The sequence below is a fragment of the Novosphingobium sp. genome, assembly GCF_024642085.1.
Lineage (GTDB): Bacteria > Pseudomonadota > Alphaproteobacteria > Sphingomonadales > Sphingomonadaceae > Novosphingobium.
Genome location: NZ_JAHEBV010000063.1, coordinates 93361 through 106903, shown reverse-complemented (window position 1 = coordinate 106903; position 13543 = coordinate 93361). Strand labels below are relative to the sequence as shown.

General features: G+C 62.3%; 16 protein-coding genes. 6 read left to right on the top strand and 10 right to left on the bottom strand.

What is annotated here, in order from left to right:
- Both Q0L62_RS13495 and Q0L62_RS13490 read left to right on the top strand, forming a co-directional pair.
- Window positions 1-330 (top strand): PaaI family thioesterase (locus Q0L62_RS13495; RefSeq protein WP_296680825.1); only part of this gene is annotated, 330 nt, incomplete at its 5' end.
- Window positions 327-728: a PaaI family thioesterase gene (locus Q0L62_RS13490; protein WP_296680822.1), complete on the top strand. Its 402-nt coding sequence runs from the start codon at window positions 327-329 to the stop codon at window positions 726-728. The genes Q0L62_RS13495 and Q0L62_RS13490, both read left to right, overlap by 4 nt.
- Here the strand turns inward: Q0L62_RS13490 and Q0L62_RS13485 are convergent.
- From Q0L62_RS13485 to argH, 4 genes are read right to left on the bottom strand one after another with little or no spacing between them, the layout of a single operon-like run.
- Entirely contained in the window at window positions 709-1464 is a 756-nt protein-coding gene (locus Q0L62_RS13485) for a bifunctional precorrin-2 dehydrogenase/sirohydrochlorin ferrochelatase (protein WP_296680820.1), read from the bottom strand. The genes Q0L62_RS13490 and Q0L62_RS13485 overlap by 20 nt on opposite strands.
- A 5-nt stretch (window positions 1465-1469) precedes the next feature.
- A complete protein-coding gene (lysA, locus tag Q0L62_RS13480) occupies window positions 1470-2735 on the bottom strand; it encodes a diaminopimelate decarboxylase (RefSeq protein WP_296680817.1) in 1266 nt (421 codons plus the stop codon).
- A gap of 13 nt (window positions 2736-2748) precedes the next feature.
- Entirely contained in the window at window positions 2749-2991 is a 243-nt protein-coding gene (locus tag Q0L62_RS13475) for a hypothetical protein (RefSeq protein ID WP_296680815.1), read from the bottom strand.
- A gap of 4 nt (window positions 2992-2995) precedes the next feature.
- Window positions 2996-4369 (bottom strand): argininosuccinate lyase, encoded by a 1374-nt coding sequence (gene argH, locus Q0L62_RS13470; RefSeq protein WP_296680838.1) that lies wholly within the window; start codon window positions 4367-4369, stop codon window positions 2996-2998.
- A 178-nt stretch (window positions 4370-4547) separates the two neighbouring features.
- On the opposite strand from argH, the gene Q0L62_RS13465 reads away from it, so the two are divergent.
- Complete coding sequence (locus Q0L62_RS13465; protein ID WP_296680814.1) at window positions 4548-4955, top strand: TlpA disulfide reductase family protein; 408 nt, start codon at window positions 4548-4550, stop codon at window positions 4953-4955.
- Here the strand turns inward: Q0L62_RS13465 and msrA are convergent.
- From msrA to Q0L62_RS13450, 3 genes are all read right to left on the bottom strand, one after another.
- Window positions 4949-5620 (bottom strand): peptide-methionine (S)-S-oxide reductase MsrA, encoded by a 672-nt coding sequence (gene msrA, locus Q0L62_RS13460; RefSeq protein WP_296680812.1) that lies wholly within the window; start codon window positions 5618-5620, stop codon window positions 4949-4951. The two genes, Q0L62_RS13465 and msrA, sit on opposite strands and share 7 nt — an antisense overlap.
- The gene (msrB, locus tag Q0L62_RS13455) at window positions 5620-6117 is read right to left on the bottom strand and encodes a peptide-methionine (R)-S-oxide reductase MsrB (RefSeq protein ID WP_296680836.1); all 498 of its coding nucleotides are present in this window, start codon (window positions 6115-6117) and stop codon (window positions 5620-5622) included. Before msrB ends, msrA begins: the two co-directional genes overlap by 1 nt.
- Before the next feature lie 112 nt (window positions 6118-6229).
- Window positions 6230-6709 carry a DUF2141 domain-containing protein gene (locus Q0L62_RS13450; protein WP_296680809.1) on the bottom strand — a complete coding sequence of 160 codons (480 nt, stop codon included), beginning with the start codon at window positions 6707-6709 and terminating at the stop codon, window positions 6230-6232.
- A gap of 95 nt (window positions 6710-6804) precedes the next feature.
- Between Q0L62_RS13450 and crtY the strand changes: the two genes are divergently transcribed.
- Together crtY and Q0L62_RS13440 are read left to right on the top strand one after the other, a co-directional pair.
- Window positions 6805-7953, top strand: coding sequence for a lycopene beta-cyclase CrtY (gene crtY / locus Q0L62_RS13445; protein ID WP_296680806.1), 1149 nt, complete (start codon window positions 6805-6807; stop codon window positions 7951-7953).
- Window positions 7950-8873 (top strand): phytoene/squalene synthase family protein, encoded by a 924-nt coding sequence (locus tag Q0L62_RS13440; RefSeq protein ID WP_296680803.1) that lies wholly within the window; start codon window positions 7950-7952, stop codon window positions 8871-8873. Before crtY ends, Q0L62_RS13440 begins: the two co-directional genes overlap by 4 nt.
- Here Q0L62_RS13440 and Q0L62_RS13435 read toward each other — a convergent pair.
- A complete protein-coding gene (locus Q0L62_RS13435) occupies window positions 8870-9373 on the bottom strand; it encodes a sterol desaturase family protein (RefSeq protein ID WP_296680800.1) in 504 nt (167 codons plus the stop codon). The genes Q0L62_RS13440 and Q0L62_RS13435 overlap by 4 nt on opposite strands.
- Before the next feature lie 29 nt (window positions 9374-9402).
- A complete protein-coding gene (locus tag Q0L62_RS13430; protein ID WP_296680797.1) occupies window positions 9403-10875 on the bottom strand; it encodes a phytoene desaturase in 1473 nt (490 codons plus the stop codon).
- A 100-nt stretch (window positions 10876-10975) separates the two neighbouring features.
- Here Q0L62_RS13430 and ispH point away from each other — a divergent pair, with 100 nt between their 5' ends.
- On the top strand, window positions 10976-12853 hold the full coding sequence (gene ispH, locus Q0L62_RS13425; protein WP_296680795.1) for a 4-hydroxy-3-methylbut-2-enyl diphosphate reductase: 1878 nt from the start codon (window positions 10976-10978) through the stop codon (window positions 12851-12853).
- A gap of 42 nt (window positions 12854-12895) precedes the next feature.
- Here the strand turns inward: ispH and Q0L62_RS13420 are convergent, their stop codons facing one another.
- Complete coding sequence (locus Q0L62_RS13420) at window positions 12896-13474, bottom strand: PAS domain-containing protein (protein WP_296680792.1); 579 nt, start codon at window positions 13472-13474, stop codon at window positions 12896-12898.
- Between the last annotated feature and the right edge of the window lie 69 nt (window positions 13475-13543).

Sequence of the window (13543 nt, the reverse complement as noted above, 5' to 3'; positions counted from 1 at the left end):
GAGCTGGAACTGCCCTGGCGTGATGAACTTGTCGGGGTGGCGGAAACCGGTGTGCTTGCCTCGGGTCCGATCATCAGCCTGATGGACAATGCCACTTCGATGTCGGTGTGGACCCTGACCGGCACCTTTGTGCCCCATGCCACGCTGGATCTGCGGGTCGATTACATGCGCGCGGCCGTTCCCGGGCGCAGCGTGATCGGGCACGGCGAATGCTACAAGCTGACACGCACGATTGCCTTTATCCGTGGGATTGCCCACGATGGTGATCCGTCCGATCCGGTTGCCCATGTGATCGGGACATTCATGGCCACGCACGGAGCCTATCTGTGACCGGCGCTGACCTGCCTCCCTATGCCCACGCACTTGGCATCGAGATTGACCGGATCGAAGACGGGACGCCGGTGCTGGGCGTCGACTTTTCCGACCGCATCCTGGGCCGGCCAGGCTTCCTCCACGGCGGGGCGATGAGCGGTCTGATGGAGATGGCCGCGATTGCCGCGCTGCGCGCCGAGATGGAACGCCGGGGCGAGGCGATGAAATTGAAGCCGGTCAACGTGGCGGTTGAGTTCATGCGTGGCGGCACCGCGCAGCGCACCTTTGCCATGGGCACCGTCACCCGTGCCGGGCGGCGCGTCGCTCTGGTCAATGCCGAATGCTGGCAGGATGACCGGGCCAAGCCTATTGCGCTGGCCCAGATGAAGATCCTGCTCAGCGCTTCCGCAGAATAACGGTCAGCCGCGCATCTTGTGGCGCTGCGGCATCAAGCGGCAACCGCACTGCATCGGCGCGGCTGCGGGCAAGGATGGCGGCAGCAACATGCCCATCGCACAGTATCGCGTCAGCGCTACCCAGCCACCGTGCCTGGCGCAGGGTGAGGTCATCCGGATCGTCGCTGTCCAGATCGATTTCGACGGTTTGTGAAGGGCTTGCCCTTCCTTGTTCAAGCCATATCGAAATGCGTTCCGGAGCGGCTTGATCGAGCAGATCGAGTGTTCCCCCCGGCGCGAGCGCAAGGTCGAGCGCGTGGCGCCGTTCACTCCCGTCGGGCCAGCGCCTCCGCATTGCCTGACGCGCTGCTCCCAAACCGGCGGCCAGCACGCCGAGCGAGGCGGGCAGCATCTGCTCCAGCCGCAGCCGCAACACCTTGGCCAGCCCTGCCGATGCCCCGCCTGTGCTGACTGCGATCAGCACCGGATCACGATCCAGCACCGATGGCAGGGTAAAATCGCACAGGTCGGGCCGGTCAGCGACGTTGACCAGCACCCCGCGCGCCTTGAGTGCGGCGGTGATCTTTTCAGGATCGACAAGAGCCACAAAAGCCAGCCGCGCCTCGTCGTCCTCAGGCCCGACGATCCGTCCGCCTGCCCGCGTGACCAGCCGCGCCTTGGCATCAGCCATGTCGCCTTCGCCCACCACGATCACCGGCTGACCCGAAATGCGGTGGAACAATGGCAGGCTGTGCATCGCCGTTAGTCCTTCAGAAAATCGGGCACACGTTCGGCCGCGCTGATCGCTTCGGGGACGATCCGGTCAGCCACAACCGCCCACTTGTCACCGTCGACCATGACCTCGGCAATAAACCCGCGGCTGTTGTACGAACTGGCCATCGTCGCGCCGTATGCGCCGGCGGTACGGAACACGGCCAGATCACCCGCCGTCAGCGCATCGGTTTCGCGGTCCATGGCGAAAGTATCGCCGGTTTCGCAGATCGGACCGACCACATGGGCAGTCATTCGCTCCCCGGTTGGGGCCACTGCATCGAAGTCGTGCCAGGCACCGTACATCGCCGGGCGGGCCAGGTCGTTCATGGCCGCGTCGACAATGACAAAGGGCACCTGATTGGAACTTCGCTTGACCCGGACAACCTTGGTCAGCAGTACTCCGGCATTGCCGCAGATAACCCGGCCTGGTTCGAACATCAGGGTTACGTCCCAGCCTTGCGTCGCACGGGCAACCATTTCGGCATAGGCCTGGGGCGAAGGAAACACCTCGCCCGCCTTGTAGGGCACACCCAGTCCGCCGCCCAGATCTGCGTGAGTTACGCTTTGACCCTGGCTGCGCAGCTCGGCGATCAGGGCACCGACCTTGGCAAAAGCTTCCTCGAAGGGTTCCAGATCGCTTAGCTGGCTGCCGATGTGGACGGCAATGCCGCGCATGTTGAGACCCGGCAGAGCCGCCAGATTGGAATAGATCGCACAGCCCCGGTCGATCGGCACGCCGAACTTGTTTTCCGCCTTGCCGGTTGAAATCTTGGCATGAGTGCGGGCATCGACATCGGGGTTCACCCGCAGCGCGCATTGGGCGATCAGGCCGCGCTTGGCCGCAAGCGCCGACAACTCGACCCCCTCTTCCTCGCTTTCGAGGTTGAATTGGCCGATCCCGGCTTCCAACCCCAGAATCATTTCGTGGTGCTGTTTGCCCACGCCTGAAAAGACAATGTCGGCAGGCGGCATGCCCGCGGCCAGTGCGCGCGCCAGTTCTCCGCCCGAAACGACATCGGCGCCCAACCCCTCGCGGGCCATCACATTAAGCACGGCAAGATTGGGGTTCGCCTTGATCGCAAAGGCAACATGAACGCGCGGCAGGATTGACAGCGCATCGCGGAACACGCGCGCATGGCGTTCCAGGGTCGCGCGCGAATAGACATAAACCGGAGTGCCGACCTGTTCGGCAATCACGCTCAGCGGCAGGTCCTCGGCGTGAAGCACGCCGTTGCGGTATTCAAAATGGTCCATTTGGATCAGGCTTTCACTCTGGCGGGGGCAGGTCGAACGGGTCTTCGGAGCGGTCTTCCGACCGTTTTCGAAGCTCGACACTACGTTCCGGCGCAGCCTGAGGTGTGGGTTTTAGCAGCGTTTCAGCATCAGCCTGGGCCTCGGCGCCATAGGCTGCAACCGGCAGCGTCTGACCTGCAGCAGGCTTTAGCGGCGCACTTTGCCCGCAGGCAGCAAGAGCAAGCGGCACGGCAATAACCAGGACACGGCGCTTCATAAGATCACTCCAGCCCGAGATCGCGGCGGGCCTCGGCGATTCGAGCCATTACCTGTTCGGGCGCCGTTCCGCCATAGCTGGCGCGCGAGGCGACCGAGGCATCAACCGACAGCACGGCGAAGACCCGCTGATCGATCCGCGCGTCAATCACCTGCAAATCCGCCAGCGGCAAGGCATCGAGAGCCAGGCCCCGGCTTTCCGCCAGCTTCACCGCTGCACCGGTGATGTGGTGCGCTTCGCGAAACGGGATGTCGGCCTGACGCACCAGCCAGTCGGCAAGATCGGTCGCCGTGGCAAAGCCAAGCTCTGCGGCGTTGCGCATCCGTTCGGTCTGAAAAGTCGCACCATCAATCATCCCGGTCATCGCAGCGAGGCTTAATGTAAGCAGGCTCGCAGCCTCGAACACCGGGGGCTTGTCGTCCTGCATGTCCTTCGAATAGGCCAGCGGCAGGCCCTTCATCGTCATCATCAGGCTGGTCAGACACCCTGCGATCCGTCCAGAATGTCCGCGTACCAGTTCTGCTGCGTCAGGGTTCTTCTTCTGCGGCATGATCGAGCTGCCGGTCGAAAGGCTGTCGGGCAGGACGACGAAGCCGAACGGCTGGCTGGCCCAGATGATCAGTTCCTCAGCCAGCCGCGACAGATGCAGCGCACACTGGGTGGCTGCCATCAGGTAGTCGAGCGCGAAGTCGCGGTCCGATACGGCATCCAGGCTATTGCGGGTCGGCATGGCAAAACCCAGGGCCTTGGCGGTCACATCGCGGTCAATCGCAAAGCCCGTTCCGGCCAGCGCTGCTGAACCCAGCGGGCATTGGCTGGCGCGGCGGTGCGCATCGACGAAGCGAGAACGATCCCGTCCGATCATTTCGTAGTAGGCCATCAGATGGTGACCCAGGGTGACCGGCTGGGCGGTCTGCAAATGGGTAAAGCCCGGCATTATGCTGGCAGCGTGTTCCTGCGCACGGGTAACCAGCACGACCTGCAAGGCGCCCAGAGCGGCGTCGACCGCCACGCAGGCTTCACGAACCCAGAGCTTGAAATCAGTCGCCACCTGATCGTTCCGGCTGCGCGCAGTGTGGAGCCTGCCGGCCGGAGCGCCAATCAGTTCGGCCAGCCGGCTTTCGGTAGTCATGTGGATGTCTTCCAGGTCCCAGTTTTCAGGGACGCCATTGGCTTCGTACTCGCCCGCCACCTGGTCCAGCCCGGCGGAAATCGCGTCTGCATCGGCCTGCGTCACAATTCCCTGCGCAGCCAGCATCGCGACATGCGCCTTGCTGGCGCGGATATCCTGGTGCCACAGTGCCTTGTCGAAGGGGATCGAGGCGTTTATCTCGCGCATGATCGCCGAGGGTCCCTCGGCAAACCGGCCGCCCCACATTGCATTGGATTCGCTGTTGCTATCTTCTCGCTCGCTCACCGCTGCAATCCTTGGCTGTACCCTTCTGATCGGGGGGTGCGATAGGCAAACCGGCGGTCAGGCGCAACCGCAAGCAAGTGACGCCGCGCCAAGCGCTTCACTCGATGGAGTAATAAACCGCGCCCACCGCGGCAGCGCGATGCCCGATTTTCTGATCAAGGACGCAGCCGGCAAGGAACTCAAGCTGGCGAGTCTTAAGGGTCAGCCGGTGCTGATCAACCTGTGGGCGACCTGGTGCGCACCTTGCGTCGCCGAACTGCCCGCGCTCAACCGCCTCGCCGAAACGCGCGGCCAGGGGCTGAAAATCGTGACCGTCAGCCAGGACATGGCCAAGCTGGATGCGGTCGCCCCCTTCCTCAAAGCCAAGGCACCGCTGCTGGAACCTTGGCTCGATCCCGATGGGGAATGGTCGACCTTCTTCGAGACAACGATCCTGCCGACATCAATCTATTACGATGCGCAAGGGCAGGAAGTGTGGCGCTATATCGGTCCGCGCGAATGGGACAACGACAAGGCCGCTGCGCTGCTGGCCGAAACCGTTCAGTAAGTGGCCGCGTAGCTTGCCGGGAAAGCTGCCTTGAACCGGGCCAACTTGGGCATGTCCCACGTGGTGATATAGGGATGCTGCGGATTGCGGCGCATGAAATCCTGATGATAACGCTCGGCCGGGAAAAACGCTCCGTTTTCGATCCTGGTGACCACCGGCTTCCGAAATGCGCCGGCCTTGTTCAGCGCGGCGATATAGGCCGCCGCCGTGGCCCGCTGCTGGGCGGATTGCGGGAAAATGGCTGAGCGATAGCTTGGCCCGGTATCCGGCGTCTGGCGGTTGAGCTGTGTCGGATCATGCGCCGCATAGAAGTATATCTGCAGCAACTGGCCGTAGCTAATGCGCGATGGATCATACGAAATTCGAACCGATTCGGCATGACCGGTCGTTTCGTCCGACACTTGGTCATACGTAGCCGTGCTGCTCGCGCCGCCAGCATAGCCGCTGACCACGCCGGTCACGCCTCTGACGTGTTCGAACAGCCCTTCCATTCCCCAGAAACAGCCCCCCGCGAAGACCGCCACCTGAGGGCCTTTTTCAGCAATCGCTTGAGGCGGCGCAATCCGCACCGCGGATGTCACCGGAGCAGCTTCGTTGCGAGGGGCAAAGGCCAGCGTGCCTGCAGCCGCGGCCAGACCCACTGCGATCCACACAGCAGCGCGCATCACGCCTTCCCTGCGGCGCGAAACGCCAGCGCCAGGCCGTTCATGCAATAGCGCTTGCCGGTGGGCTTAGGACCATCGTTAAAGACATGGCCAAGATGCCCGCCGCAATTGCGGCAGTGCACTTCGGTCCGGGGATAGCCGGTTTCCAAATCGGTCATCGTGGCAACAGCATTTGGCAGCGGCTGCCAAAAGCTGGGCCAACCGGTGCCGCTGTCATACTTGGTCTTGGCATCATAGAGCGGCCAATTGCAGCCGGCGCAGTGGAACACGCCAGCGCGATGCTCTTTCAGCAGCGGGCTGGTCCCCGGCACTTCGGTATCAGCGTGACGAAGGACCTTGTACGAAGCCGGGGTGAGCCGCTGGCGCCACTGTGCATCGGTCAGCTTGTATGGTGCACCGGGGCGCCCTGCCGCCAGGTGCTGCGACAACGCCAGCGCGCCAACTCCGCCAAGAGCAGCGCCGATAATCCAGCGGCGGGTGGCAATGGGCTGCGACATCATGAACCTCTCGTTCCGGGCTTAACCGTTGCACCATATGGGGGGCAACGGGCCAAAGGGGAAGGCGCGGCACTGCGCCGCATTCCCTTTTTCGCGCGAAACGGTGATCTGGTTACAGAATGTACCGCATCTTGATTTCGGTGGCTTCACTGCCCGTCAGTTCGATCTTGGCTTCGTCGAACCTGGGTGCCCGCGGCTTGAAACCCGGGTTGGCCGAAAACCCGTAGCCTTCGCGCGGAATGCCCGCAAAGGTATCCAGCTTGCCGTTCGCGTTGGCGTCGTGGAAAACGCTGATAGCGTAACTGCCCGGGGCCAAGCCTGTTAGCACGGTATGCGCCGTGCCGTTTGTTATCGTCAGATCAGACGTGCTGACGACCCGTTCCTTGCATTCCGGAAATCCGGCCTGTGGCGGGCAGACCGCCAGACGAATCACGCCTTTGGACGATTTGATGCCCGTAATGGTGACGGTCAGCGAAGTGTGCTGAGGCAAAGCGCTGCCAGCCAGACCCGGAGAGCCTGGCACCATCGCTGCGATGGCCGCAATAGCTGCCAGAGCGGCCAGCCGAAAGTATCGCGGTGCGGTTTTCATCATCAAAATCGCCCAATCAACAGTCGTTGAAATCCCGTTGTGTCCCCGCCCCTTTGGTGAGGCTAGGCACTTTCAAGTCCTTCGTTTAGGGCAAAACCATGAATATAGCGTTGCCCGTAATAATCGTCGGCGGCGGTCTGGCCGGCGCGCTTGCCGCACTGTGCCTGGTCCAGCAAAGGCCCGACGTGCCAATTCTTCTGCTTGAAGCGGATGAAACCTTTGGCGGCAACCATACCTGGTCGTTTTTCGACAGCGATGTGCCGGACGCCGCGAAAGATCTGATCGCCGCCTTGAATCCCGTGCGCTGGCCCCGGCACACCGTGCGGTTTCCGCGCCGCAAACGAACCTTCGATTTCGCCTACAACGCGGTCACGGCAGCCGATCTGGACCGGCTGGTAAGGACCCGGCTACCGGCAGGCTCTTGGCGAACTGGCGCTGCGGTCGCGGCAATTCACGTCGATCAAGTGGTGCTGAAATCGGGTGAGTGCATTCGCGCAAGCGGGGTTATCGATGCCCGGGGACCGACCGGACCGATGCCGGGGCTGGAACTGGGCTGGCAGAAGTTTGTCGGGATCGAGTTTGCCGCCCGCGCTGGCGATGCCGCCTGTGCCACGGTAATGGATGCAGACATTCCGCAAATCGACGGATACCGGTTTGTCTATGTCCTGCCGATGGCGGCCGATCGCGTGCTGGTGGAAGATACGTATTATGCAGACGGCCCGGAGCTTGACATCAATGCCGTATCGGACCGGGTCCGGACCCTTGCCGATGAGCGCGGTTTGCTGGGCAAAGAAGTCCGGCGCGAACACGGTGTCTTGCCGATCCTGATCGGGGGGGATCCGGACACGTTCTGGCCCGATGATGATCCCGTCGCCCGGCTTGGTATGCGCGGCGGGTTTTTTCATGCCACCACCGGCTATTCGTTCGGCCTTGCGCTGCAGAACGCAGTCGATCTTGCGCAGCGCAACGGCCCTTTCGACAGCGCATCGCTCGCGCAGTGGAGCCGGGCGCTGTTTGCGCGCCACTGGCAATCGATGCGGTTCTTCCGCGTGCTTAACCGCATGCTTTTTCATGCCGCCGCCCCGGCCGAGCGTTACCGGGTGTTTGAGCATTTCTACCGGCTGCCGTTCGCGCTGGTCGCGCGCTTTTACGGAGGCGTCCCGACAGCGGCAGACAAGCTGCGCATCCTGTCGGGAAAACCGCCGGTGCCAGTGGGCGCCGCGCTGGGCGCGCTGCTGCGCCGATGAGCGAGCGCACCACCCTTGTCGCCGCGGCCCGCGACACCATCGCACGCGGATCGCAAAGCTTTGCTGCCGCGAGCCGCCTGTTCGCGCCCAAAACCCGCGAAAGGGCCTGGCTGCTTTACGCCTGGTGCCGCGCGGCCGACGACATGACCGATGGACAGGAACTGGGCCACGGCGCCACGGCGGATGTGCCCGATCCGGGTACGCATGGCCAGTTGGATGCGCTGACCTGGGCTGCGCTCGACAGTGATGCACCCGTGCCCCTTCCCTTTGCCGCGCTGCGTCAGGTCGCGCGCGAAACCGCTATGCCGCGCCGCTACATCGCCGATCATCTGGCAGGTTTCGCGCTGGATGCAGCGGATTGGCGCCCGGCCAGTGAAGACGACCTGATGCGCTATTGCTATTACGTGGCGGGATCGGTCGGCTGCATGATGGCGATTGTGATGGGCGTAGCGCCGGATGATGACGATACGCTGGACCGGGCCTGCGATCTTGGACTGGCCTTTCAGCTCGCGAACATTGCCCGCGACGTGGTGCCCGATGCCAAGGTAGGGCGCTGCTATCTTCCCGCGCAGTGGCTGGCAACCGAAGGACTCAGCGAAGAAAATCTGATCGATCTCCATCACCGTCCCGCCGTGGCCCGGCTTGCGGCGCGGCTGGTTGATAGCGCCCGGCCCTATCGCGCATCAGCCCGGGTGGGCGCGGCACGCCTGCCGTTCCGATCCCGCCTGGCGGTATTGGCGGCAGACGGGATTTATGGGGCAATCGGCGAGAAGGTTTGGGCGCTGGGCGAGGCCGCCTGGGACGAGCGGGTGCGGGTCAGCAGCGCAGGTAAACTCGCCTTGCTGGGGCAATCTGCGCTGCGCGGGTTGACCAAGCCAAAGCCTGCTCCGCGCACCGGCCTTTGGATCCGCCCACGCTAATCTTGCAGCGAAGGCTCACGCAGCTGCGCCCCGGACGATGCCTTCAGTTCTGCCTTGAGCTGATCAACCGGCGGCGCCCACAAAAACCCGAAACTGACTGTCCCGTGTTTGCTTTCAACTACGTGATGCAGGCGGTGGGCCTGGACGATCCGTTTGAAATAAGCGCTGCGCGGCACGATCCGGTGGGGCAGCCGCTGATGCACGATCCAGTCGTGAAACCCGAAATAGATCGCGCCGTAGCCGGCAATTCCCGCCCCAACAGCGGCTGCCCAGTCTCCCCAACCGCCGCGTACACCCATCCACAGCAGCGCAATTGACGGTCCGGCAAAGATCACTGCGTAAAGGTCATTCCATTCGAACGGCCCGGTTCGCGCGCGGTGGTGGCTGGCATGAAGGAACCAGCCCACGCCGTGCATTACCCAGCGGTGCATCACGTAAGCGAACACTTCCATGAAGGCGATGGTCGCCAGGAATATCAGGGCAAATGTTACAAGGTGCATGGTAGCTTTATAGCGTCTTCTGCCTGCGATTACACGATCAGGCTGGCGGTGGCCTTGGCGCTGCCCACGACGCCCGGTATCCCCGCGCCTGGGTGGGTGCCCGCGCCTACAAAATACAGGTTGGAAAAGTGATCGTCGCGGTTGTGGCCGCGGAACCAGGCACTTTGCCACAGCACCGGCTCAAGGCTGAAGGCACTGCCCAGATGGGCGCCCAGATCGTCATGGAAGTCCTGCGGTGTGTAGTGAAAACAGGTGTCCATGCGCTGATCGAGGTCGGGGATCAGCAAATCGCGAATCCGGCCCAGCACTACATCGCGGTAACGCGGCCCCTCAACCGCCCAGTCAACCGGCGCACGGCCCATGTGCGGTACAGGAGCAAGAGCATAGAACGCCGACTTGCCAGCAGGTGCCATGCCACTATCGGTAGCGCTGGGGTGGTGAAGATAGAGCGAGGGGTCATCCGCCAGAGTGCCGGACTTGTATATGTCTTTCAGCAACGGACCGTAACGATCGGAAAACAAAATCGAATGATGGGCGATGCCGGGGAACGTGCCGTTAAGCCCAAAATGGACCACGAACAGACTGGGTGAAAAGCGCTTGCGGTGAAGCGAGCGAACCTTGCGCGCTGCATAGGCCGACCCTTCAATCAGACCGTAGCTGTGAACCAGATCGCCGTTGGTCGCAACCATGTCGGCGCTCAGCACCTTACCGCCAGCCGTTTCTACGCCGGTCACGCGCTTGCCCGTGTGGGAAATGCGTGAGACCTTGTCACCAAGGATCAACGTACCCCCAAGCCGCTCAAACAACGCAACCATGCCATTGACCAGTTCATTGGTCCCGCCCTTGGCAAACCATACCCCGCCCAGTTTTTCGAGCCGGTGAATAAGGGTATATATGCTGCTGGTGTTCATCGGGTTGCCGCCGACCAGCAGGGTATGAAACGACAGCGCCTGGCGCAGCTTGTCGTTTTTGACGAAGCTTGAAACGATTGAATAGACCGAGCGCCAGGCTTGATATTTTGCCAGTGCCGGCGCAGCTTTCAACATCTGGGAGAAGTCGAGGAACGGCACGGCTCCCAGCTTTAGATAGCCTTCCTCATACACGCCTTTCGAATATTCCAGGAACCGCGCGTAGCCAGCCATGTCAGCCGGATCGAGCTTGGCGATTTCGGCATTAAGTTCGGCATCGACGTTGGAATAATCAAACTTCGTTCCGTCATTCCAGATCAATCGGTAGAACGGATGGACCGGCAACAGGGTAACATCATCGGCCATGCGGCTGCCCGACAGCGCCCACAATTCTTCCAGGCAGGCCGGATCGGTTATCACCGTGGGTCCAGCGTCAAATGTATAGCCGTCCTGTTTCCAGACATAGGCGCGTCCACCCGGACGGTCGCGGGCTTCGACAATTGTCGTTGCGATGCCCGCGCTTTGCAGCCGGATGGCAAGAGCCAGCCCGCCGAATCCGGAACCAATTACAATGGCGGTCTGTTTTGCAGTCATTGCTTGCACTTATGCGGCAACAGGGTGCAAACAACATGTCCCAATGGGCGGCTGGCTCCGCTGCAGGTCGCGGCGCAATACGGGGACGTGAAGGATAAGCATGGCGTCACGCTGTAACACCCAAGGTCACGGCGACAAGCAAATTAGCGGGTCCCGGCGCGTACTACTGGCTAACCCGCGCGGATTTTGTGCGGGCGTACAGCGCGCAATCGATACGGTCGAACAGGCGCTGCAACGGGCCGGTGCTCCGGTTTATGTCAGGCGCGCAATTGTACACAACCGTGCCGTAGTGGAAGAGCTTGAACGCAAGGGCGCAGTGTTTGTTCAGGACGTGAACGAGATTCCCGAAGGCGCTGTTGCCATACTGTCGGCGCATGGCAGCGCGCGTTCGGTAAAGGTGGCTGCGCAGGCTCGGCAACTGCGTCTGGTCGATGCGATCTGCCCGCTGGTTTCCAAAGTGCATGCTGAAGTCGAAGCGTGGTACCGCGCTGGGCGGCATGTCCTGCTAATTGGCCATCTGGGCCATCCCGAAGTGGTCGGCACGCTGGGCCAAGTACCCGCTGGTGTGGTTTCGGTCGTCAACCGCCCCGACGATCTCGACACGCTTGAGCTCGCCCCCAATACCGCTGTTGCCTATGCCGTGCAGACCACTTTCGCGATGCGAGAGGCCGAAGGCATGATTGCCGCAATCACGGCACGCTATCGCGATGTTGTCGGCCCGCGTTCAAGCGACATCTGCTATGCCACAACCAACCGCCAGCAAGCGATAGAGGCTATCGCACCGCGGTGCGACCTGGTGCTGGTAGTGGGCGATACAATATCGTCCAACGCCCGCCGCCTGGTCGAGGTGGCACAGGCTGCAGGATGTCCGGACGCGCGGTTGATTGCCAGTGCTGCCAATTTGCCCGCCGATGCTGCGGACTACGCTGGGACTATCGGGGTGACAGCAGCTGCTTCAACCCCTGAAGCGGCGGTCACGGGCGTTTGTGAAGCCTTGGCAGCGCTTGGTTTTGCGATCGAGGAATGCGACGGAGAGGCCGAGCGCGTGCGCTTCCGCGCTGTTTCCCTTGATCCCATTGATGAAAAAGCCGTGACAGGATCGCTCGAAGATCGTCTGTCAGGCTTGCGCCGCGCCATCGATAACGAGCTGGACTCGGCGATAGGTGCCGCGCGCGGGCGCGATCGCCGACTGGCTGAAGCGATGCGCTATGCCACGATAGGCGGCGGCAAGCGGTTCCGCGCCTTGCTGGTTGCCGCAGTGGCCGACCTGTGCGGGGGGGCATATCCCCAGGCGCTGCGGGTCGGTGCGGCGATAGAGTGCATCCACGCGCAGTCGCTGGTGCATGATGATCTGCCTTGTATGGACGACGATGATCTTCGCCGCGGCCGCCCCACGTTACACCGCAAGTTTGACGAGGCGACTGCCGTGCTGGCTGGCGATGCGCTGATCGCGCTGGGCTTTGAAATGCTGGCAGACGAAGCAACGCACGCCGATCCAGCGGTGCGCGCCAACCTGGTGCTGGCGCTGGCCCGCGCGGTCGGTCAGGACGGCCTCGCCGGCGGCCAGATGATGGATCTGTATCCGCCTGCTGCGCCAACCAAGCAGGACCTGTTCGAATGCGAATCGCGCAAGACCGGGGCGCTTATCCGCTTTGCAGTCGAAGCCGGGGCCATGCTTGGCAGTTGTTCCGCAGAGGAACGCAGCCGGCTGCTGCGCTTTGCCGAGAACTTGGGCCTCGTCTTCCAGATCCGCGATGACATGCTGGATTCAATTGGCGATACGGCGGTTGTCGGCAAGGCGCTGCGCAAGGATGGCGATGCCGGCCGCAAGAGCGCGACCGCTTTGCTGGGGTTGGAAGGCGCGGCCAAGCAGGCCAGCCAATTGGAAAATGCCTGTCACGAAGCGCTCGACATGTTCGGACCAAAGGCAAGTCCGCTGCGCGATCTGGCCCGCTTCGCCGTCAGCCGGATGCACTAAGTGCGAAGTCAGCTACACTGACCGTGATGACCGATCCGCAGCCTAATACCCCGCCTCGATTGCGATGCGGATTGCTTCGGCCACCGTGCGCACACCAAGTGCCCTAAGCAGCGCAGCACGGTGCATTTTGATCGTTCGTTCCGTCAGACCAAGTTCCCAGGCGATCTGCTTGTTGAGACGCCCCTTCGACAGCGCTTCTAGGATTTGCTGCTGGCGGCGAGTTAATCCCGCGATCTGGTCACGTGCACGGTCATGCCTGCTCGCTCCTTCGGCATCGATTTCCATTTGCGAGCCAAGAAAATAAAGCAGCTCGCCTCCGTCATCGAATAACGGGGCTATCATAACGGCGTTGCGAAAGGCCGAGCCGTCTTTGCGATAGTTGATCAGCTCGACCATTGCCGGACGCCGCGCCGCCACGGCTTCGCGCAACATCAGTGTTTGTTCGGGTTCGGTTCCTTCGCCACGCAGAAACCGGCAATTGCGACCCACTATTTCGTCGCGGTCATAGCCGGTCAGCTGCATGAACGCGGTGTTGCAGGCAATTATCGGATTGTCGGGCAGCGTGGGATCACTCACCACGGCGGCAACATGGCTGTTTGCAATGAGATCTTCGGGTGACATCGCGCTTTACGTCCTGAAAATGTTTCCTGCCCAAATGGTCATATCGCAGGTTGCGGGCGGTAAGCCTAG

Excerpts from the sequence above, each read along its gene's own strand:
- lysA (WP_296680817.1), bottom strand. The coding sequence starts at position 2,735 with ATGGACCATTTTGAATACCGCAACGGCGTGCTTCACGCCGAGGACCTG.
- Q0L62_RS13475 (WP_296680815.1), bottom strand. The coding sequence starts at position 2,991 with ATGAAGCGCCGTGTCCTGGTTATTGCCGTGCCGCTTGCTCTTGCTGCC.
- msrB (WP_296680836.1), bottom strand. The coding sequence starts at position 6,117 with ATGTCGCAGCCCATTGCCACCCGCCGCTGGATTATCGGCGCTGCTCTT.
- Q0L62_RS13430 (WP_296680797.1), bottom strand. The coding sequence starts at position 10,875 with ATGACTGCAAAACAGACCGCCATTGTAATTGGTTCCGGATTCGGCGGG.
- Q0L62_RS13450 (WP_296680809.1), bottom strand. The coding sequence starts at position 6,709 with ATGATGAAAACCGCACCGCGATACTTTCGGCTGGCCGCTCTGGCAGCT.
- ispH (WP_296680795.1), top strand. The coding sequence starts at position 10,976 with ATGGCGTCACGCTGTAACACCCAAGGTCACGGCGACAAGCAAATTAGC.
- Q0L62_RS13485 (WP_296680820.1), bottom strand. The coding sequence starts at position 1,464 with ATGCACAGCCTGCCATTGTTCCACCGCATTTCGGGTCAGCCGGTGATC.
- crtY (WP_296680806.1), top strand. The coding sequence starts at position 6,805 with ATGAATATAGCGTTGCCCGTAATAATCGTCGGCGGCGGTCTGGCCGGC.
- Q0L62_RS13420 (WP_296680792.1), bottom strand. The coding sequence starts at position 13,474 with ATGTCACCCGAAGATCTCATTGCAAACAGCCATGTTGCCGCCGTGGTG.
- argH (WP_296680838.1), bottom strand. The coding sequence starts at position 4,369 with ATGTGGGGCGGCCGGTTTGCCGAGGGACCCTCGGCGATCATGCGCGAG.
- Q0L62_RS13435 (WP_296680800.1), bottom strand. The coding sequence starts at position 9,373 with ATGCACCTTGTAACATTTGCCCTGATATTCCTGGCGACCATCGCCTTC.
- Q0L62_RS13465 (WP_296680814.1), top strand. The coding sequence starts at position 4,548 with ATGCCCGATTTTCTGATCAAGGACGCAGCCGGCAAGGAACTCAAGCTG.
- msrA (WP_296680812.1), bottom strand. The coding sequence starts at position 5,620 with ATGCGCGCTGCTGTGTGGATCGCAGTGGGTCTGGCCGCGGCTGCAGGC.
- Q0L62_RS13440 (WP_296680803.1), top strand. The coding sequence starts at position 7,950 with ATGAGCGAGCGCACCACCCTTGTCGCCGCGGCCCGCGACACCATCGCA.